The sequence below is a fragment of the Cellulomonas sp. zg-ZUI22 genome, assembly GCF_017353535.1.
GTDB classification, from domain to species: Bacteria; Actinomycetota; Actinomycetes; order Actinomycetales; family Cellulomonadaceae; genus Cellulomonas; species Cellulomonas wangleii.
The window spans coordinates 989577-1010391 of record NZ_JAFMUZ010000001.1; the positions used below are offsets into that span (position 1 = coordinate 989577).

Consider the following 20815-nt stretch of genomic DNA (forward strand, 5'->3'; position numbering starts at 1 on the left):
GTGCACCTCGTACCCGCGCACCTCACCGCGCACCTCACACCGTGCGCCTCGCACCCGCGCCCTCGCACCCGCGCGGGGTGGCCCGGCGCGGACGCGACGACGCCCCCGGAGGCGGTCTCCGGGGGCGTCGGTGCGTCGGTCGCGCGGCGGGGTCAGGAGATCGCCGCCTCGACCTCCTGGACGAACTGCTCGGCGGCCTGCTGCGGCGTCATCCGGCCGAACAGCACCTCGGCGTTCAGGCGCTTGGTGATCTCCGTGACCTGCCCGGCGCCCGCGGGCGGGACGACGGGGCCGTCGACGATCTCGTCCTCGAGCGAGGACAGGAACTCGGCGGCTTGCTTGTCCGTCTCGGCGAACTTGTCGGTCACCGCCGCGCGCACGTCGGTGTTGGCGGGCAGGCCGCGGTCGGACAGCAGGATCGCGCCGGCGTCGGGGTCGTTGAGCAGGAAGTCGACGAGCTTCGCGGCGGCCTCCGGGTGCTTGGACTTCGACGACACCGAGTAGTACATCGCGGGCTTGAAGTACATGCCGGTGCGGTCGAACTGCGACTCGCCGGGCACGCGCAGCAGCTGCAGCGGACGACCGGACGCGTTGGACAGGGCGGTGAGCTGGTTGGACCAGAACCACGCCATCGCACCGGTGTTGGTGCCGACCAGCGACTGCTCCGGGCCGCCCGCGTCGACCTCGACGGTCTTCGCGGCCTCGGGCTGGCCGCCCGCCGCCTGCATGTCGAGCGAGTGCTGCCACCACTGCGCCAGCAGCTCGGGCTCGAAGCCCAGCGCGCCGTCCTCGTCGTACAGGGACTGGCCGTTCTGGCGGGCCAGGATCGAGAAGCCCGGCTCGTTGAACCCGTAGTCCTGGGCCCCGTAGACGGCGCCGCCGGACTTCTCGGTGATCTCGTTGGCGATCTCGACGTAGTCCTCCCACGTCCAGGTCGTGTCGTCGGGCATCTCGACGCCCGCGTCGGCGAAGGCCTGCGGGTCCGCGACCACCGAGTACACGTTGACGCCGGTGGCGATGCCGTACACCGCGTCGTCGATGGTGCCCGACTGCAGGATCGTGTCGTCGATCTTCGAGGTGTCGACGTCGAGTGCCGACAGGTCCGCCAGGACGCCCTTGGCGGCGTAGTCCGCCAGGTAGCGCTCCTCCTGCGTGATGACGTCGGGCGCGTCGCCGCCGGCCACGGAGACCGAGAGCTTGTCGAAGTAGCTGCCCCAGTCGGTGTAGTCGGGGACCACGGTGATGGTCGGGTTCTTCTGCTCGAAGAGGTCGATGACCTCCTGCGTGAGCGTGTGGCGGGTGTCCGAGCCCCACCACGACCAGCGGATGGTGACCGGCTCGTCCGGGTCCGCGGCGTCGGACGTCGCGGAGCCGCCCGTGTCGGCGCTGCCGCCCTGGGCGCAGGCGGTGAGGGCGAGGGCGGCGGCCAGCAGGCCGGCGGTCAGGCCGGCGGGCCGCAGGCCGCGGCGGGTGCGAGGGGTGCGCATGTCTCTCCTAGGGGTGAGCAGGACGGCGGTGTCCGTCACGACGACAGCCCCGGCCGGGCCGGGGTGCTACTTGATGCCGGTCGTGGCGATGCCCTTGACGAGGTACTTCTGGCCGAGCAGGAACACGAGGAAGATCGGCAGGATCGAGACGATCGACATGGCGAACATCGGGCCCCAGGAGCTCTGGCCGGTGGCGTCGATGAACGTCCGCAGCGCGATCGGTGCGGTGTACATGTCGGGGTTGGTGAGGAAGATCAGCTGGCTGAAGAAGTCGTTCCACGTCCAGATGAACGTGAAGATCGCCGTGGTCGCCAGGGCGGGCATCGCCAGCGGCATCATGATCCGCAGGTAGATGCGGCCGTGGCCGCACCCGTCGAGCCGCGCCGCCTCGTCGAGCTCGCGGGGGATGCCCCGGAAGAACTGCACCATGAGGAAGACGAAGAACGCGTCGGTGGCCAGCAGCTTGGGCACGATCAACGGCAAGAACGTGTTGATCCACCCCAGCTGGGAGAACAGCACGTACTGCGGGACGATCACCACGTGGATCGGCAGCATGATCGACATGAGCATGATCGCGAACCACACCCTGCGGCCGCGGAACTCGAGGCGCGCGAAGGCGTAGGCAGCCATCGAGCACGCCACCAGGTTGCCGACCAGCGACCCCAGGACGACGATCGCGGAGTTCAGCATGTAGTGGCCGAAGGGGTGGAGCAGCGCGTTCCAGCCCTCGGTGTAGTTGGTCAGGTCGACCTGCGTGGGGATGATCGACACGTCGCGGAAGATCAGCTCGCTGGGCTTGATCGAGCTGACCAGCAACCAGATCAGCGGGTAGATCATGGCCACGGCGAGCAGCACGAGGGCCACGTGCTTGCCGACGGAGCGCAGGCGCCGGGGCCACGGGGAGCGCCGGTGGCGGCTCGTGCTCTCGGCGGCGAGGGCGGACGTGCGCGCGGCCAGGCCGGCGTCGCGGGGGGCAGGGGGGTGCGGATCGGTGCGCACGCGGACCTCAGTCATCGTAGAAGACCCAGTACTTCGAGGCGAGGAAGTTGATGGCGGTGAGGACCGCCACGATGATCACCAGCAGCCACGCCATCGCCGAGGCGTACCCCATCTCCAGCGACGTGAACCCCTTCTGGTACAGGTAGAGGGTGTAGAACATCGTGGAGTCGGCCGGGCCGCCGGTGCCGCCGGAGACGACGAACGCCTGCGTGAACGACTGGAAGGCCCCGATCACCTGCAGGACGAGGTTGAAGAACACGATCGGCGTGAGCAGCGGCAGGGTGATGTGGACGAACTGGCGCACGCGTCCGGCGCCGTCGATGGACGCGGCCTCGTAGTACATCTCGGGGATCTGCCGCAGCCCGGCGAGGAAGATGATCATCGGGGCGCCGAAGGTCCACACGTGCAGGATCACGAGCGTCCACAGCGCGGTGTCGGGGTCCGACACCCAGCCCCGGCCGGGCACGCCGAAGAACGCGAGGAACGAGTTGACCAGGCCGTCGACGCCGAAGATCTGGCGCCACAGGATCGCGATCGCCACCGAGCCGCCGAGCAGCGAGGGCAGGTAGAACACCGAGCGGTAGAAGGGCAGGCCCCGCATGCCGCGGTCGAGCAGCATGGCCAGCCCCAGTGCCACGACGAGCTGCAGCGGCACACCCGTGAGCACGTAGGTGAACGTGACGCGCAGCGCGTTGTGCAGCCGGGTGTCGTCGAGCATCCGGGCGAAGTTCTCCAGGCCGACCCAGCTGGGGTCGGTCAGGAGGCTGTAGTCCGTGAAGGCCAGGTAGGCGGACGCGACCATCGGTCCCACGGTGATGGCGAACAGGCCGAGGAACCACGGGGCCAGGAAGACAGCGGCCGCGCGGCCGTCGCCCCGTCGCAGCGGAGCTCGCCCCGGTGGGCCCGGCGGTCCGGGGCGCGCCGCGCGGCGCAGCTCGGAGACCACGGACATCGTCGATCACCTCTTCGTGCTCGGCCCGGCCCCGTCGCGTCGTCGCGGCGGAGGCTGCGGTGCGCGGCCCGGCTCCGCGGTGCCGCGTCGACGCGCTTCACCCGGAACTGGAAACCGGTTCCCGGCCGGGACGCTACCACGCACGATGTCCGCTGGGAACCGGTTTCTCGTGGTGTATGGTCCCGACCACAGTGCTGGGTCCGGGTGCCACGACGGCGTGGCCCACGCCGACCCGCCCGACCCGCAGGAGGCCGCAGTTGACCACGCCACGGCCGCAGACCCGCCGACCGCGGGGCACGGCGACGATCGCCGAGGTCGCGGACGCCGCCGGCGTCTCGCGCGCGACCGTGTCCCGCGTGATGAACGGCCACGACACCGTCGACGCCGACCTGGTCGCGCGTGTCCGGGAGGTCGCAGACCGCCTGCACTACCGACCCAGCAACGTCGCCCGCAGCCTGTCGCTCGGCCGCACCGAGACCGTGGCCGTCGTCGTGCCCGACCTGGCCAACCCGATGTTCCAGCAGGTGCTGCGCGGCGTGGCCACGGCCGCCGGTGACGCCGGCTACCGCGTCCTGGTCGCCGACACCGCCGAGCACGCGGGCGAGGAGGAGCGCGTCGTCCTCGACGCGCGCATGCGGTGCGACGCGCTCGTCCTCGTCTCCCCGCGCATGCCGGAGCGTGCGCTGCGCGCGCTGCTGCCCGAGGTGCGGCCCGCGGTCGTCGTCAACCGTGCGCCCGACGGCACCACCCCCACGCTCGAGATCGACTACGCGCACGGCATCGGCCAGATCGTGGAGCACCTGCTCGCGCTCGGGCACCGGCACCTGCTGTACCTGGCCGGTCCCACGGAGAGCGCGTCGCACCGGCGCCGGCTCGAGGCGCTGCGGGCCGCTGCCGCCCACCGCGCGGACGTCCGGCTCTCGGAGATGCCCGCGGGCGCCACCGTCGAGGCCGGCTACGTCGTCGCCGAGGACGTGCTCGCGGCCCGCCCCACCGCCGTCGTCGCCTACAACGACCTGGTCGCCTTCGGGCTGCTGGCGCGCCTCAACGAGATCGGCGTCGCCGTGCCCGGGGACCTGTCGATCGTCGGGTTCGACGACGTCGAGCTCGCGCGCTTCGCGACCCCCTCGCTCACCACCGCCGCCGTCCCGCAGGCCGAGCTCGGCCGCCTCGCGTGGCAGCACCTGCGGCCCCTGCTCACCGGGGAGGACCCCGTGCCCGATCCCGTCCCGATCCGACCGCGGCTGGCCGTGCGGGCGAGCACCGGGCCGGTCCCGCCGTCCGTACGGCTCGCCCGCACCGCCGTCCCCGGCGGCGCGCAGCCCGCCGACCCCGCCCCGCTGCGCGACGTCGCGTGGCGCCTCGCGGCGGTCGGCGCCGACGCGCCCGACGGTGCGGAGCCGCACCCCGGTGCCGCCGTGCCGACGGCCGAGCTGCTGGCCACCTCGCAGGCCGCCGGGATCGGGGAGCTGCCGCTGGCGCGCTACGTCACCGGCGCCGCCGTGCCGCCCGTGCACTCCCCGCGCCCCTACCTGCACCCCGTGCACACGCCGGGGGGCACGTCGCTCACGGACGTCAGCCCCGTCGACCACCGGCACCACTACGGGATGTCCTTCGCCGTACCGGTCGTCAACGGGACGTCGTACTGGGGCGGGCGGACCTTCCTGCGCGACGAGGGCCCCACGCTGCTGCCCAACCACGGCCGGCAGGTCCCCACGGCGCGCCGCGCTGCCGGCGCGACGCTCCACGAGGACCTCACGTGGCTGGACGAGACCGGCCGCCCGCTGCTGCGCGAGGAGCGCACCCTCGACGCCGCGCCCTGGCCCGACGCCCTGGCGTGGGCGCTGCGCTGGCGCAGCGTGCTGCACGCCGAGCACGGCGCCCTGCGCATCGAGAGCCCCGCCACCAACGGCCGCCCGCAGGCCGGGTACGGCGGGCTGTTCTGGCGGCTGTCGGCCGCCGACACCACGTCCGTGCTGGGCGACGGGCTCGTCGGGGAGGCGGCCGTGCACGGGTCGCGCTCGCCGTGGCTGGCCTTCGTGCAGCGCCGCGAGCTGGCGACCACGACGCTGCTGCTGGTGCAGCCGCCGGCGCAGGTGCGCCCGTGGTTCGTGCGCGTGTCCGAGTACCCCGGGGCCGGGCCGTCGCTCGCGTGGGACCAGGTCTGCGACGTCCCGGACGGCGGCACGCTCGACGCCGGGCTGGCGGCCGTGCTCGTGGACCGGGCCCTGTCCGCCGACGAGGCCGCCGACCTGGCCGCCCGGGCCTGGGCGTGAGTGCGCCGGCACGCGTCGCCGTCGTCGGCGTGCACGGCCACGGCAGCAGCCACCTGCGCACCGTGCGCGCCCTGGCGGCCCGCGGCCGGGCGGTGCTGCACGCGGTGGTGGACCCGCGGCCCGTCGCGGGCACGACGCTGGCCGCCGACGGTCCGCAGGGGCCGCTCGTGCCGGCCGCCACGCCCTGGTACGCCGACCTCGGCGCGCTGCTCGCCGACTCCCCGCCGGACGTCGTGGTGCTGGCCACCCCGATCCACACGCACCTCGACCTCGCGCGGTCCGCGCTGCTCGCCGGGTGCGACGTGCTGCTCGAGAAGCCGACGGCTGCGTCGCTGGCCGAGCACGACGCGCTCGTCGCCGCCGCGGCAGCCGCCGGCCGCCGGGTCCAGGTGGGGTTCCAGACGTTCGGGTCCGGGGCGCTCGCCGAGCTGGCGCGGGTCGTCGCGAGCGGGGAGCTGGGGGACGTCACCACCGTGGCCGCGGTGGGGACCTGGGTGCGGACGTCCGCCTACTACGCCCGCTCGCGCTGGGCGGGCCGGCGCACGCTCGACGGGGTGCCCGTCGTCGACGGCGTGGTCACCAACCCCCTCGCGCACGCGGTCGCGTCCGCGCTGCTGGTCGCCGGTGCCACGCGCGCGGCCGACGTGCTCGAGGTCGAGACGGACCTGTGGCGCGCGCACCCCATCGAGGCGGACGACACGTCGTCCGTCGTCGTGACCCTGGCCGGGGGGCGCCGCGTGGCCGCCGGCCTGACCCTGTGCGCGCCCGAGCGTGCCGACGCCACGGTGGTGGTGCGCGGCACCGAGGGCAGCGCCACGCTGCGGTACGAGCACGACGACCTGCGGATCACCTCGCACCGTGGGACGCGCAGCGTGAGCGCGACGCGGACGGACCTGCTGGAGAACCTGCTCGCCGCCCGGGGCGACCCCTCGGCGCGGCTGAGCTGCGACGTCGCGGACACCGGGGCGTTCATGGCGGTCCTCGACGCGGTCCGCACCGCCCCCGACCCCCGGCCGATCGCCGCCGAGCACGTCACGTGGCAGGGCGACGGCCCGGACGCCCACCCGGTCGTGCACGACGTCGTGGCGTGGTGCGACCGCGTGGGCCGGGAGTCCGCCACCTTCACCGCCCTCGGCGCCCCCTGGACCCGCTGACCCGCCTCGCACCGGCAGGACCGGCGCAGCGGGTCAGCGGACGTAGATCCTCGGCTGGGCGGGCGCCGTGAACGGGTCGCCGAGGAAGAACGACGGGTGCGGGGGCTGGTTGTAGGCGGTGTTCTGCCAGGCCAGCGCGACGCGGTACATCGAGTCGTGGAGCAGGGTCGGCACCCGCAGGGACGTCAGCGCGGGCGTCGCGTAGATGCGCAGCCCGCCCTCGTCGGACCGCGCCCACACGACCTCCTCGCGCCAGTCGCCGAGGATGTCGCCCGACAGCACCGGCGTCGCCTTGGTGCCGTTGTTCGACCGGACGTCGGTGCCGGTCAGCAGGCGCGTGTCACCGCCCGGTCCGTACTTGTCGATCCGCGTCTGGTCGAGCAGCTCGCGCACGGGGTCGCCGTCCCACCAGGCCAGGAAGTTGGCGGACGACGGCTTGCGGCCCACGGACGCACCGGTGGCGGCGTTGCGCAGGTCCGCCTCGGCCGACGACCACGCCTCGGCGCCCGGGCTGCCCGCCCACACGTCGCCGGCCACCCCGCGCCCGTTGTCCGCGCCGCTGCCGCTGCGCCAGAGGGTCTGGCCCGTCCGCGCGTCGGCCACCCACATGTTCGGCTGGTTCGTCGCCTCGGTGACCTTGAAGTACTCCAGCCCGGGCCGCGACGGGACCAGGTCGCCCACGTGCCCGGCGTCGCCGTGGCCGGTGCCGTTGACCCACAGCCCGCGGCCGTCGTCGTCGATGGTCGACGCGCCGTACACGATCTCGTCGCGCCCGTCGCCGTCGACGTCCGCGACGGACAGCGAGTGGTTGCCCTGGCCGGCGTACGCCGCGTTGCCCGGCGTCGAGCTGGTGGAGTCGAACGTCCACCGGCGTGTCAGGCGCCCGTCGCGGTAGTCCCACGCCGCGACGACGGTCCGCGTGTAGTAGCCGCGCGCCATGATGATCGACGGCCGCTGCCCGTCCACGTACGCGGTGCCGGCCAGGAAGCGGTCCACCCGGTTGCCGTACGAGTCCCCCCAGCTCGACACCGTGCCGCGCGGCGGGACGTAGTCCGCCGTCGCGCCGATCGCCCCGGTGTCGCCGCGGAAGACCGTGAGGTACTCCGGGCCGGACAGCACGTAGCCCTCGCTGTTGCGGTGGTCGGCCGACGCGTCGCCGATGACCTGGCCGGTGCCCGAGCGCGTGCCGTCGGCGGTCTTCACCGCGACCTCGGCGCGCCCGTCGCCGTCGTAGTCGTAGACCTGGAACTGCGTGTAGTGGGCGCCCGCGCGGATGTTGCGGCCCAGGTCGATGCGCCACAGCCGCTGGCCCTGCAGCGTCACGCCGTCGAGGTAGACGTTGCCCGTGACCCCGGCCTGGCTGTTGTCCTTCGCGTTCGACGGGTCCCACTTGAGGACGACGTCGAGGTCGCCGTCGCCGTCGAGGTCACCGACGGAGCCGTCGTTGATGACGTGGTCGGACGACGGGCGCTGGAGCGGCACGTCGAGGTAGCCGTCGTCGAACGTCAGGGACGGCGCGGACGCGGGCTGCTCGGCGCCGCCCACCACGGCGCGCACCGTGTACCGCGCGCCCGGGGTCACCGCGGGGTCGAGGTGGTTGGTCGAGCCGGTGACCGGGGACGACGTGATGCGCGTGCCGTCGCGGTACACGTGGAAGCCCGTCGTGCGGTCCTCCCAGCCCAGCAGCCGCCACTGCACGAGGTTGCCGGTGCCGGACCGCACGGAGATCAGCCCGCGGTCGAGGTTCTCGAGCTGTCGGGAGCCCGCGACGGGCGTCGTGGGGACGGGGACCGGTACGGCCGTGGGCGACGGCGTGGGGGAGGGTGTGGGCGACGGCGTGGGCGAGGGGTCGCGCGTCGGCTCCTGCGTGGGCGTCGGCACCACCGTCGGCACCACCGTCGGGGACGGCGCGGGCGACGTCGGGGAGGCCGACCCGGTGCAGGCCGTGCCGTTCAGCGCGAACGACGTCGGCGCGGGGTTGCTCCCACCGGAGCTGCCGTTGAACCCGAACGAGAACGTGCCGCCGCTCGCGACGCCGCCGTTCCACGACGCGCTGGTCACGGCGACCTGGGCGCCGGACTGCGACGCGGTGCCGTTCCAGGCCTGCTGGACGGTCTGGCCACCGGTGAAGGCCCAGGTCACGGTCCAGCCGGACAGCGCGTCACCGAGGTTGTCGACGCGGACGTCCGCGCCGAAGCCACCGGGCCACTGGTTGGTCACCGTGTACGTGACACGGCAGGCCACCGCGGCGGACGCGGCCGGGGCGGTGACGACGGTCGCGACCGCCGCGGCGACGGCCAGGACGGCGAGGGCAGAGGACGTCCGACGTGGCATGGCTGAGCCCTCCGGGGGTCGTCGCGCGGCGAGGGCACCGGTCGCCGCGGCGCTGCGGCGCCCGGTGCCGTGCCGAACGTACGAGCGAGCGCTTGCCGGCGCAGGGCGTCGAAACATTTCACCGGGGGACCCGGGTGGGACGGCCGTCCACCGGACCGGTGCCCGACGCATGGCAGGCTGGGACCGTGCGCACGACCCCGCCCGCGATCCTGCCCGTGGAGACCGCCGGTGGCGGGCGCGCATCGGCGCTACTGTGCCAGGAGCGGCTCACGGTGGAGCCCGGTCCGGCCGACGACCAGGTGGAGGTGAGCCCCGTGCCTGCCGCTGCCCGTGCACCGATGCCCGCGGCACCCGTCCGCCCGGTACACCTCCGCGCCCGGGGGGACGCCCGGTGAACGCGCGCCCCCGCCCACCGGCCATCACCGACGTCGCCAGCGCCGCGGGCGTGTCCTACCAGACGGTCTCGCGCGTCATCAACGACCACCCCAACGTCGCGACGGACACCCGTGAGCGCGTGCTCGACGCCATGCAGCGCCTCGGGTACCGCCGCAACATCGCGGCGCGCGCCCTCAAGACGCGGCGCACCGGGGTGTTCGGCGTCGTCGCGTCGGGATCGCACCTGTTCGGACCCACGCGCACGCTGGTCTCGATCGAGCAGGCCGCGCGGGCCAAGGGCCTGTTCGTGTCCCTGGCGACGGTCGACCTGCAGCACAAGGACGAGGTCGCGGCCGCCATCGAGCACCTGCTCGACCAGGGCGTCGACGGCATCGTCGTCGTCGCGTCGCACGACGAGGCCGCCGCGGCCGTGCTCGAGTCGACGACGCAGGTGCCGGTGGTGGTGGCGGGGCGCGCCGGCGGGGAGCACGCGCTCGCGGTGGCGATCGACCAGGAGGCCGGGGCCAAGGTGGCGACGCGGCACCTGCTGGACCTGGGGCACCGTGACGTGCTGCACCTGGCGGGTCCGGCACCGTGGGTCGACGCGCGGGCGCGGGCCGTGGGCTTCCGCGAGACCATGGCCGCCGCGGGACTGGCGCCGCGCACGCTGTGGGCCGACGACTGGAGCGCGGAGGTCGGGTACCTGGCCGGCCAGGAGCTGGTGGCCCGCGTCCGCCGGCGGCGGTCCACGCTGCCGACCGCGATCTTCGCGGCCAACGACCTGCTCGCGCTGGGCATGATGCACGCGCTCGCGGACGCCCGGCTGAAGGTGCCGTACGACGTGTCGGTGGTCGGGTACGACGACGGCGACGGGTCCGCGCACTTCGTCCCGCCGCTGACGACGGTCGCCCAGGAGCTGGAGGAGCTGGGGTACCGCTGCGTCGAGCTGCTGCTCGCCGCCCGGGACGGGACGGCGACGTCGTCGTCCGTGGCGGTCTCGCCGCGGCTGCTGGTGCGCGAGAGCACGGCACCGCCGCGGGACCCGGCGCGCGTGCTGCTCTGACGGCGCACGGGGCGAGGAGGCGGGCCGTGGCGCGATGTGATCGCTCACACGGGCGCCCGCCCGCCCGGCGGTTTCCGCTCGTGGCCTGCGTCGACACCCGTGATCGAACCGCAACCAGAGACCGTTGACGTGTCCGTTGAGAACGTTCACACTCAACGCGTCACACGCATCCTGGACCGGTCGACGACGACGTCGGCCGCGCTGCTCGAGGAGGAGTTGCATGAAGGGCATCAACCGCGCGCGGACCGGCATGGCCGGTGTCGTCGCGACGTTCACGATCCTGGCCCTCGCCGCCTGTGGCGGCGGTTCCGACACGGCGGGCGACGGCGGCGACGGCGAGGACGGTGGGGGTGACGTCATCCGCGTCGGCTTCTCCCAGCTCGGTGCCGAGTCCGGCTGGCGCACCGCCAACACCGAGTCCGTCAAGGAGAGCCTGTCGGAGGAGAACGGCTTCGACCTGACGTTCGTCGACGCGCAGCAGAAGCAGGAGAACCAGATCAAGGCGCTGCGCGACTTCGTCGCCCAGGACGTCGACGTCATCGCGTTCTCGCCCGTGATCGAGACCGGCTGGGACGAGGTGCTGCAGGAGATCAAGGACTCCGGGATCCCCGTCGTGCTCGTCGACCGCACCGTCGACACCACGGTGGACGACCCGTTCGTCACGTGGATCGGTGCCGACTTCAAGCAGGAGGGCACCACCGCCGGCGAGTGGGTCAAGGAGAACGCGCCCGACGCCAAGATCTTCGAGCTGCAGGGCACGCTCGGCTCCGGTGCGCAGGTGGACCGCGAGGAGGGCTTCGGCGAGGTCGTGGGCGAGCAGGTCATCGGCAAGGCGTCGGGCAACTTCACCCGCGCCGAGGGCAAGACCGCCGTCGAGGCGGCCCTGCAGGCGTACCCCGACATGACCATGATCTTCACGCACAACGACGACATGGGCCTCGGCGCCATCGAGGCCATCGAGGCGGCCGGCAAGGTGCCGGGCAAGGACATCCAGATCGTGTCCGTCGACGGTGTGCGCGACGGGCTGCAGGCGCTCGTCGACAAGAAGTTCAACTACGTCGTCGAGTGCAACCCGGTGTTCGGCGACCAGCTCGCCGAGCTCATCAAGAAGGTCTACGACGGCGAGGACGTGCCGAAGGAGACCATCGTCATCGACGAGGCGTTCGACCAGACCATCACGCAGGAGACGGTCGACGCCCGCGCGTACTGACACGTGACCGGTGCCCCGGACGGCAGGTGACCACCTGCCGTCCGGGTCCCGTCCGCAGGAAGGACACCGATGTCCGCACCACTGCCCGACGACGCGCGCGGCGACGCGCTCGACGACACCCCCGGCGACGCGCTCGACGACGACCGTGCCCCCGGCCGCCCCACGACATCCGGCCCCCACAGCGGTGCGCCGGTCGTGCAGATGAGCGGCATCTCCATCTCCTTCCCGGGCGTCAAGGCGCTCGACGACGTGTCGTTCCGGCTGTTCCCGGGCGAGGTGCACGCGCTCATGGGGGAGAACGGTGCGGGCAAGTCGACCCTCATCAAGGCGCTGACCGGCGTGTACACGATCGACGCCGGGCACATCGAGGTCGACGGCCGCGACCTGCGGTTCGACGGGCCCAGCCAGGCGCAGGCCGCCGGCATCTCGACCGTGTACCAGGAGGTCAACCTCTGCGCGAACCTCACCGTGGCCGAGAACGTCATGCTCGGCCACGAGGTGCGCCGCGGGCCGTTCATCGACTGGCGGGCCACGCGCCGGCGCGCGGCGGAGTTCCTCGCCCGTCTCAACCTGGACCTCGACCCGCGCTCCATGCTGTCGTCGCACACCATCGCGGTGCAGCAGCTGTGCGCCATCGCCCGTGCGCTGGTCGTCGACGCCAAGGTCCTCATCCTCGACGAGCCGACGTCCAGCCTCGACAACGCCGAGGTCGCCGAGCTGTTCCGCGTCGTGCGCCGCCTGAAGGACGAGGGCGTGGCCGTGCTGTTCGTCTCGCACTTCCTCGACCAGATCTACGAGATCTCGGACCGCGTCACCGTGCTGCGCAACGGCAGGTTCGTCGGTGAGCACCGCATCGAGGACCTGCCGCGCCGCGCGCTCATCGCCGCGATGATCGGCAAGTCCGGCGACGCGCTGGCGGGCATCGAGGAGAAGGCGCGCTCGACCATCACCATCCACTCCGAGCGCGAGACGCCGTTCCTCACCGCGGTCGGGCTCGGCAAGTCCGGCTCCGTCCAGCCGTTCGACGTCAACCTGTACGCCGGGGAGATCCTCGGGGTGGCCGGCCTGCTCGGCTCGGGCCGCACCGAGATGGCGCGGCTGCTGGCCGGCGCCGACCGCCCCGACGCCGGGGAGGTCCGCGTCCAGAGCGTGCTCACCCGCCTGACGTCGCCGCTGGCCGCCCTCGCCCGCGGCATCGCGTACTCCACCGAGGACCGCAAGAAGGAGGGCATCGTCGCCGACCTCACGGTCCGCGAGAACATCGCCCTCGCCCTGCAGGCCCGCCGGGGCACCTGGCGTCCCCTGCCGCGCCGGCAGCTCGACGACGTCGTCGCGAAGTACATCACCGCCCTGCAGATCAGCCCGCCGAACCCGAACGCGCTGATCCGCAACCTGTCGGGCGGCAACCAGCAGAAGGTGCTGCTCGCCCGCTGGCTGGCCACCGCGCCGCGCCTGCTCATCCTCGACGAGCCGACGCGCGGCATCGACGTCGGTGCCAAGGCCGAGATCCAGAAGCTCGTGACCGAGCTGGCCCAGGACGGCATGTCCGTCGTGTTCATCTCCTCCGAGCTCGAGGAGGTCCTGCGCCTGAGCCAGCGGCTCGTCGTGATGCGGGACCGGGAGAAGGTCGACGACCTCGTCAACACCGACGACGTGACCACGTCGACCATCCTCGAGACCATCGCCGCGACCGTCCCCCCGAGCGGAGCCCACGCATGACCCCGACCACCCCCGCGCCCGCCCCCGGGGCGTCCCGCGGTGCCGCCGTCTGGCGCGAGGTCACCCACCACGGCCTGTTCTGGCCGCTCCTCGCGCTGGTCCTGCTGATCCTCGCCTGCGGTGTGGCGAGCCCCGGCTTCCTCGACGTCACGGTCCGCGACGGGCACCTGTTCGGCCAGCTCGTCGACCTGCTGCGCAACAGCGCCACGCCGCTGCTGCTCGCGCTCGGCATGTGCCTCGTCATCGCGACCGGTGGCATCGACCTGTCCGTCGGCGCGGTCATGGCGATCGCGCTCGCGGTGTCGCTCACGTACCTCGACAACGCGGCCGACCCGCGGTCCGTCGCCACGGTGCTCACGGCGATCGTCCTCGGGCTGGCCGTCGGGGCGCTCGGCGGGGCGTTCAACGGGGCGATGGTCGCCGGGCTGGGCATCCAGCCGTTCATCGCGACCATGATCCTCATGGTCGCGGGGCGCGGCATCGCCATGCTCATCACGCAGGGGCAGATCACCACGGTCACGAGCCCGCCGTTCAAGACCATCGGCTCCGGCTTCTTCCTGGGCGTGCCGACGCCGGTCGTCATCGCGATCGCCGCGTTCGTCGTCGTGGCCGTGGTGGTGCGTCGCACCGCGCTGGGCATGTTCCTGGAGTCGATCGGCATCAACCGCGAGGCCAGCCGGCTCGCGGGCGTCCGGTCCCGGCGCACCACGTGGACCGTCTACGTCATCGCCGGTGTGCTCGCCGCGCTGGCCGGCCTGGTCTACGGCGCGCCGACGATGGCGGCCGACGCCAACAACATCGGCCTGATGAAGGAGCTCGACGCGATCATGGTCGTCGTGCTCGGCGGCACCAAGCTCGACGGCGGCCGGTTCTACCTGGGCGGGCTGCTGGTCGGCGCCATGCTGCTGAGCACGCTGGAGCGTGCCGTCATCATCTTCCAGCTCCCGTCGCAGACCACCCCGTTGTTCAAGGCCCTCGTGCTCATCGCGGTGTGCGTGGCGGCGTCGCCGACGCTGCGCGCCATGCTGCGGGGACGACGGCGCGCCGACCGGGAGGACGCCCCCGCCGCCCCGGTGGACACGACGACCGCCGCGGAGGTGACGGCATGAGCACCGACGAGATGGTCCGCACGCCACGGACGGCCGTGGCGACGCGCGCGCGCCGGGCGCTGAGCGGGTTGGACCGCCGGTTCCTGCCCGTGCTGGGCACGCTGCTCACGCTCGCGCTGATGCTCGGCATCGGGCAGCAGCGGTACTCCACCGAGCGCGTCGACTTCGTCAGCATGAAGCTGCTGTCGAACCTGCTGGTCGACAACTCCTACCTGCTGGTCCTCGCGGTCGGCATGACGTTCGTGATCCTCACCGGTGGCATCGACCTGTCCGTCGGGGCCGTCGTCGCGCTGGTCGGGCTGTCGATCGCGGAGATGTTCACCGCGGGGCTGCCGCTGCCGGTCGTGCTCGTCGTCGGCGTGCTGATCGGCACGTCGTGCGGGCTGCTCATCGGCGTGATGGTGCAGGTGTTCGACATCCAACCGTTCATCGCGTCGCTCGCCGTGATGTTCCTGGCGCGCGGCCTGGCGAACGTCATCAGCGTCAACTCGCTGAAGATCGACGACGAGGGGTTCTCGGCGCTCGCGGCGTGGGGCCTGAAGTTCGGCGAGGGGCGCCAGCTGTGGCGCATCAACGCCAGCATGCTCATCGCGCTGGCGGTGCTGCTCATCGCGTTCCTCGTCCTGCACTACACGCGGTTCGGCCGGTCCGTGTACGGGCTGGGCGCCGGTGACGGGGGAGCGGCCGTCAACCTCATGGGCCTGCGGCCCGCGCGCACCCGCGTGTGGGTGTACGTCATCTCCGGCACGTGTGCCGGCATCGCGGGCGTGCTGTTCGCGCTGTACACCAAGTCCGGGTTCAACCTCACCGGCGTCGGCATGGAGCTCGACGCGATCGCGGCGGTCGTCATCGGCGGCACGCTGCTGTCCGGCGGCGTCGGGTTCGTGCTCGGCACCGGCGCCGGCGTGCTCGTGTACGGGCTGATCCAGGTGCTCATCGCCCGCGAGGGCCTGGACTCCTGGTGGACCCGGGTGTTCATCGGCGTCGTGCTGCTCGCGTTCGTCATCCTGCAGCGGGTGCTGGCGGTCCGCCGCCGCTGAGGCGCCGCCCTCCGACGACGAGAGAGGTCGACCCAGCGCTCGGGCTGGGTCGACCTCTCTCGCCGGTTCCGGGAGGGGACGCGTAGGGGGCCACCCTGAGGGGGCCGCCGGCCCGCCCGGGGGGTGCGGCCGCCCCGGCCGTCGCCAGGAGGCTCGCGACGCCCCACAGGACCAGCGCGACGACCGCCCCGAGCAGCGACGCGGAGGACTCGTCGACGATCGTGCCGAGGGCGTCGGCCGTGGGTGCCAGGGGCAGCCAGCCGACGACCGACCCGACCCAGGTGGGCACCGTCGCGGCGAGCCCGGCGACGAGGTACACGAACGCCGCCACGACCCCGACGATGCGGCCGGCGGTGCCGAACCACGCGCCCACGGCCTGGTGGAACGCCGCCAGGGCGACGGCGGCGACGGCCCCGACCGCCACGAGCCCGAGCGTGCGGCCCAGGCCCTGGTCGGTCAGGCCGCCGGCGAGGGCGCCGACGGCGGCACCGGCCACGGCCGAGACCGCCGCCGGGAGCGCCAGGGCGCCGGCCGCCTGGGCGAACGCGGAGCGGGTCGAGCCGGCGACGCGCACGGGCAGCGGCCGGAAGACCAGGAAGAGCACCAGCGCGCCGACCCACAGGGCCACGGCCACCAGGACCGACACCTGGCCCAGGGGGGCCGAGACCGTCGTCGTGGGTGCCGCCACCGGTGCGGTCACCACCTTGGCCAGGTTCGCGCGCTGGTCCTCGGGCGTGGTGGGCAGCTGCTCGACCGCCTGGCCCAGCCCGGTGCCGAGCTCCGCCGTGCCGGTCGCGAGCTGCGTCGCGCCGTCGTTCGTCTGCCGCACGCCGTCGGCGAGCTGGGTGCTGCCGTCGGCGAGCTGCTCGGCACCGCTGTCGAGCTGCGCGACGCCGGCCGCGAGCTGCGAGGACCCGCCCGCGAGCTGCGAGGCGCCGCCGGCGAGGGTCGACGCGCCGTCCGCCAGGCCCGTGGAACCCGCGGAGAGCTGGTCGAGGCCGTCGGCCAGCGCGGTGGCGGCGCCCGCGAGCTGCTGCGCGCCGGTGTCGAGCGCGGCGGCGCCGCCGGAGAGCTGCTGGAGGGTGGCCACGAGGCCGGGGTTCTCGGGTGTGCCGTCGCCGTCGAGCGCAGCGGTGATCCCGCCCGCGAGGCGCCCCGTCCCGGAGGCGAGCTCGTCGAGCTGCGTCATCTGCTCCTCGAGCGTGTCGATCTGCGACTCCAGGACGCCCTGCTGGACGAACAGTGGGAGGCAGGTGGGCGTCGGCGCCGCGGCGTCGCAGGCCGCGGCCTCGAGGCCCTGCTCGACCCGGGTGAGACCACCCTGGGCCTGGGCCAGGAACGTGTCAAGGTCGGCACGGGACGCGGCGACCTCGCCCGCGAGCTGCCGGGCTCCCGCGGCGAGCGCGGGCAGACCTGCCGGGTCGCTCACCCCGGCCGCGGTCTGCGCCAGCCCGCCCGCGAGCTGCGACGTCCCGGCGGCGAGCCCAGCGGCCCCGGTCGCGAGCTCCCGCGCGCCGTCCGCCGACTGCCCCGCCCCGCCCGCGAGCTCCTGCGCCCCGCCGGCGAGGGTCCGCGCCCCGCCGGCGAGCTGCTGCGTGCCCGTCGCGAGGTCGTACGACCCGCCGCGCAGCTGCTCCGTGCCGTCGGCGAGGGCCGTGGCACCGCCGGCGAGCCCGTCGGCGCCGGTCGCGAGCTGCCCCGTGCCCGCCGCGAGCTGCGCGGCGCCGTCGGCCAGCTGCGTCGCGCCGTCGGCGGCCCCGCCGAGCTGCTCGCTGAGCGTCGTGAACCCGACCAGCACGTTCTCGATGTACGTGGTGGTCAGCTGCTGCCCCAGCACGCGCGTCGCGGTCGTCGTCACGGTCGAGGTGATGACCTGGTCGACGGCGGTGGCCCCCGGGGGCGACGTGATGTCGATGGTGGCCTGCTCGGCCGTGCCGTCGCCGGACGCGAACGACGTGGCCGCGGCCGAGAAGTTCTCCGGGATCGTCACGACGGCGGCGTACGTGCCGTCGGCCAGGCCGGCGGTCGCGTCGGCCTCGTCGGTGACCACCCAGTCGTAGGTGGTGTCGGTCTCGGAGCCGTCGACGAGGGCCCCGGCGAGCTGCCGGCCGAGCGGCGTGTACTGCCCCTCGAGCGTCACGGGCTCGTCCTCGTTGACGACGGCGGCCTGCACGCGCGCCAGCCCGTCGGCGGGCGCCCACGCGGCGGCGAGCAGCAGCACGACCAGCGCGAGCGGTGCCGCGAGGGCGACGACGACGGCGGGCCAGCGCCGGTCGGACGGGCGGGACACCGGGGTGCGGGACATCGGGGTTCCTTCCTGCGCGCTCACGCGAGGACGCCGGTCTGCGGCGCGAGGGTGGTCACGGTGGTGCCGTCGGGCAGCAGGTCGTCCGCGGCGCCGGTGCCGACGACGCCGAGCAGGAGCGTCGCCCCCGCGTCGACGGCGCGGGCGAGCGTCGCCGCGACGTGTGCCCGCTCGTGCGGGTCGGTGACGAGGTCGGTGCGGTCGACCGCCAGGACGGCCGGCTTCTCGGCCACCGCCGCGTCGAGCGCGTCGACGCCCTCGGTGCGCAGGTCGACGTACCCGACCCGGCGCCGCACGGCGGCCGCCCGCACGGGCAGCAGGTACCCGTCGACCTTGAGGTCGCCGCCGGCCGGGGCGAGGCGCCCGGCGACGGTGAGCAGCAGCGCCGCGACGCGGGCCGGCTCGTCGGCGTGCGCGACGAGCGCGTCGCCGCGGCGCACCGCGAGGTCGAGGACGTCGCTGCCGTCGGCTGCGGCCAGGCGCAGCCCGCGCGCGGCGACGACGACGTCGGGGTCCTCCGGCCAGCGGGCCATGCTCAGCTCGCGGTGCAGGGCCTCGCCCTCCACGTCGAACGACGGCAGCGCGCGGTCCAGCCGGCGCGGCATCCACCACGCGCGGTCGCCGAGGATCTGCAGGACGGCCGGGACGAGCGTCATCCGCACGACGAAGGCGTCGACCGCGACGCCGACGGCGAGCCCCAGGGCGATGGGCTTGATGTTGATGTCGCCCTCGGGGACGAAGGCGAAGAACACCGCGACCATGATGACGGCGGCGGCCGTGACCACCTTGGCGGACCCGACGAACCCGCTGGCGATGGCGCCGCGCGCGTCGCCGGAGTGCACGTAGTCCTCGCGGATGCGGGACACCAGGAAGACCTCGTAGTCCATCGCCAGGCCGAACAGCACGCCCATGAGGACGATCGGCATGAACGAGATGATCGGGCCGAGCTTGGCGACGTGCAGCAGGTCGGCGCCCACGCCGTGCTCGAAGACGCTGGTGACGACGCCGAACGCGGCGGCCACCGACAGCAGGTACCCGAGGGTGGCCTTGAGCGGCACCGCGATCGAGCGGAACACCATCGTCAGCAGGACGAGCGACAGCCCGACGACGAACACCGCGAACGGCAGCAGCGCCGCGCCGAGCTTGGCGGACACGTCGATGCCGACGGCCGTGAAGCCCGTGACCGACAGGTCGAAGCCGTACTCGTCGAGGATGTGGGGGCGCAGCTCGCGGATCGCGTTGACCAGCTCGGCGGTCTCCGGGTCGGTCGGCCCCGTGGTGGGCACGACCTGCACGATGCCGGTGTCGATCGACGCGTTCGGCGTGGCCAGCGGGACGTCCTCGACGCCGGGCAGGGCGCGCAGCTCGTCGGCGACGTCCTCCATGAGCTGCAGCGGGTCCTCGCTGGTGACGATGCTGCCGGTCACCACGAGCGGGCCGTTGGCGCCGGGGCCGAAGTGGTCGGTGATCCGGTCGTAGGTGACGCGCGCCGACGAGTCCTCGGGCTGGACGCCGGCGTCGGGCAGGGCGAGGCGCAGGTCGAGCGCCGGGAACGCGAGCGCGAGCAGCGCGCCGACGGTCACCACGACGGTGATCCACGGGCGGGCGGTCGCGAGGCGGACCCAGCCGGCGAAGAAGCGGTTGTGGTGCGGGGGCAGGTCCCAGTCGTCGCCGGACGTGGCGTGGGCGGCAGCGGGCGCCGCTGCGGCGGCCGGGGTGCCCGTCGCCGGGGTCGTCGCGGCGCGCCGGGCGCGGCGCGAGGGGCGCGGGCGCAGCCGCTCGCCGGCGAACCCGAGCATCGCGGGCACGAGCGTGATGGACACCAGCACGGCGATGCCGACGGCGACGGCACCCGCGACGCCCATCACGGTGAGGAACGGGATGCCGGCGACGCCGAGGCCCACGAGCGCGATCATGACCGTGAGGCCCGCGAAGATCACGGCGGAGCCCGCGGTCGCGTTGGAGCGGGCCGCGGCCTCCTGCGGTGGCAGACCCGTGGCGAGCAGCTCGCGGTGCCGCGAGACGATGAACAGCGCGTAGTCGATGCCGACGGCCAGGCCGAGCATGAGCGACAGCAGCGGCGTGGTGCTGGTGACCGACGTGAAGGCGGCCGCGACGAGCACGAGCAGCGTGGACAGCCCGACGCCGAGCAGCGCGTTGAGCAGCGGCATGCCGGCCGCGGCGAACGAGCCCAGCGTGACCAGCAGGACGACGAACGCGACCGCGACACCGAGCGCCTCGGTGATCGTCAGGCCGGGGAACTCCTGCGAGAAGAGCTGCCCGCCGATCGTCGCCTCGTAGCCGTCCGGCAGCGCGGTGTCGAGGTCGGCGGCGATGTCGCGCAGGCCGTCCTTGACGTCGTCGCCGATCGCGACGCCCTCGCCCTCGAGCGAGAGCGTCACCAGTGCGGCCTCACCGTCGTCGCTGACCGGGGTGGCACCGGGCCCCTCGGAGTCGAAGGGTGACACGACGGACGTGACGCCCTCGACGTCCTCGAACGCGCCCACCGCGTCGGTGACGGCGTCGACCACGGCCGGGTCGTCGACCTGCGCGCCGTCCTCGCCGACCACGAGCACCTGCGCCGTCGTGCCCGCGGCCTCGGGGAACGTCGCCGCGAGGCGGTCGAGCGCGGCCTGCGACTCGGTCCCGGGGATGGTCACCGAGTTGTCGAGCTTGCCGCCGAGGAGCAGGGCGCCGCCCCCGACGAGCACGAGGAGCGCCAGCCAGGCGGCGACGACGGCGCGGCGCCGGGCGAATGCCGAGCGGCCGAGGCGGTAGAGCGCAGAGGACAC

Annotated in this window: 13 protein-coding genes; 7 read left to right on the forward strand and 6 right to left on the reverse strand. The window is 73.8% G+C overall.

Annotated elements, in window-relative coordinates:
- Nucleotides 1-152: 152 nt before the first annotated feature.
- From J1G43_RS04510 to J1G43_RS04520, 3 genes are all read right to left on the reverse strand, one after another.
- Nucleotides 153-1487, reverse strand: coding sequence for an ABC transporter substrate-binding protein (locus J1G43_RS04510; protein WP_207339410.1), 1335 nt, complete (start codon nt 1485-1487; stop codon nt 153-155).
- Between the two features lie 66 nt (nt 1488-1553).
- Complete coding sequence (locus tag J1G43_RS04515) at nt 1554-2501, reverse strand: carbohydrate ABC transporter permease (protein ID WP_207370082.1); 948 nt, start codon at nt 2499-2501, stop codon at nt 1554-1556.
- Complete coding sequence (locus tag J1G43_RS04520) at nt 2494-3438, reverse strand: carbohydrate ABC transporter permease (protein WP_207339408.1); 945 nt, start codon at nt 3436-3438, stop codon at nt 2494-2496. Before J1G43_RS04520 ends, J1G43_RS04515 begins: the two co-directional genes overlap by 8 nt.
- A gap of 257 nt (nt 3439-3695) precedes the next feature.
- Here J1G43_RS04520 and J1G43_RS04525 point away from each other — a divergent pair, with 257 nt between their 5' ends.
- Nucleotides 3696-5714, forward strand: a complete 2019-nt coding sequence (locus tag J1G43_RS04525) for a DUF6807 family protein (protein ID WP_242635203.1) — start codon at nt 3696-3698, stop codon at nt 5712-5714.
- Nucleotides 5711-6868 (forward strand): Gfo/Idh/MocA family oxidoreductase, encoded by a 1158-nt coding sequence (locus J1G43_RS04530; RefSeq protein ID WP_307859472.1) that lies wholly within the window; start codon nt 5711-5713, stop codon nt 6866-6868. Before J1G43_RS04525 ends, J1G43_RS04530 begins: the two co-directional genes overlap by 4 nt.
- A gap of 33 nt (nt 6869-6901) precedes the next feature.
- Here J1G43_RS04530 and J1G43_RS04535 read toward each other — a convergent pair whose 3' ends face one another.
- Nucleotides 6902-9202 (reverse strand): cellulose binding domain-containing protein, encoded by a 2301-nt coding sequence (locus tag J1G43_RS04535; RefSeq protein ID WP_207378043.1) that lies wholly within the window; start codon nt 9200-9202, stop codon nt 6902-6904.
- A 391-nt stretch (nt 9203-9593) separates the two neighbouring features.
- On the opposite strand from J1G43_RS04535, the gene J1G43_RS04540 reads away from it, so the two are divergent.
- The 5 genes from J1G43_RS04540 to J1G43_RS04560 all read left to right on the forward strand — a co-directional run bounded on the left by J1G43_RS04540 (nt 9594) and on the right by J1G43_RS04560 (nt 15718).
- Nucleotides 9594-10640: a LacI family DNA-binding transcriptional regulator gene (locus J1G43_RS04540; RefSeq protein WP_249670626.1), complete on the forward strand. Its 1047-nt coding sequence runs from the start codon at nt 9594-9596 to the stop codon at nt 10638-10640.
- Between the two features lie 220 nt (nt 10641-10860).
- Nucleotides 10861-11850, forward strand: coding sequence for an ABC transporter substrate-binding protein (locus J1G43_RS04545; protein ID WP_207378045.1), 990 nt, complete (start codon nt 10861-10863; stop codon nt 11848-11850).
- Nucleotides 11851-12051: 201 nt separating this feature from the next.
- Nucleotides 12052-13569 (forward strand): sugar ABC transporter ATP-binding protein, encoded by a 1518-nt coding sequence (locus J1G43_RS04550; RefSeq protein WP_207370328.1) that lies wholly within the window; start codon nt 12052-12054, stop codon nt 13567-13569.
- Nucleotides 13566-14678 (forward strand): ABC transporter permease, encoded by a 1113-nt coding sequence (locus J1G43_RS04555; protein ID WP_207378046.1) that lies wholly within the window; start codon nt 13566-13568, stop codon nt 14676-14678. Before J1G43_RS04550 ends, J1G43_RS04555 begins: the two co-directional genes overlap by 4 nt.
- Nucleotides 14675-15718, forward strand: coding sequence for a sugar ABC transporter permease YjfF (locus J1G43_RS04560; protein ID WP_207339402.1), 1044 nt, complete (start codon nt 14675-14677; stop codon nt 15716-15718). Before J1G43_RS04555 ends, J1G43_RS04560 begins: the two co-directional genes overlap by 4 nt.
- Here J1G43_RS04560 and J1G43_RS04565 read toward each other — a convergent pair.
- Nucleotides 15681-18023, reverse strand: a complete 2343-nt coding sequence (locus J1G43_RS04565; protein ID WP_207378047.1) for a YhgE/Pip domain-containing protein — start codon at nt 18021-18023, stop codon at nt 15681-15683. The genes J1G43_RS04560 and J1G43_RS04565 overlap by 38 nt on opposite strands.
- A 20-nt stretch (nt 18024-18043) precedes the next feature.
- On the reverse strand, nt 18044-20815 hold the full coding sequence (locus tag J1G43_RS04570; protein WP_207370087.1) for an MMPL family transporter: 2772 nt from the start codon (nt 20813-20815) through the stop codon (nt 18044-18046).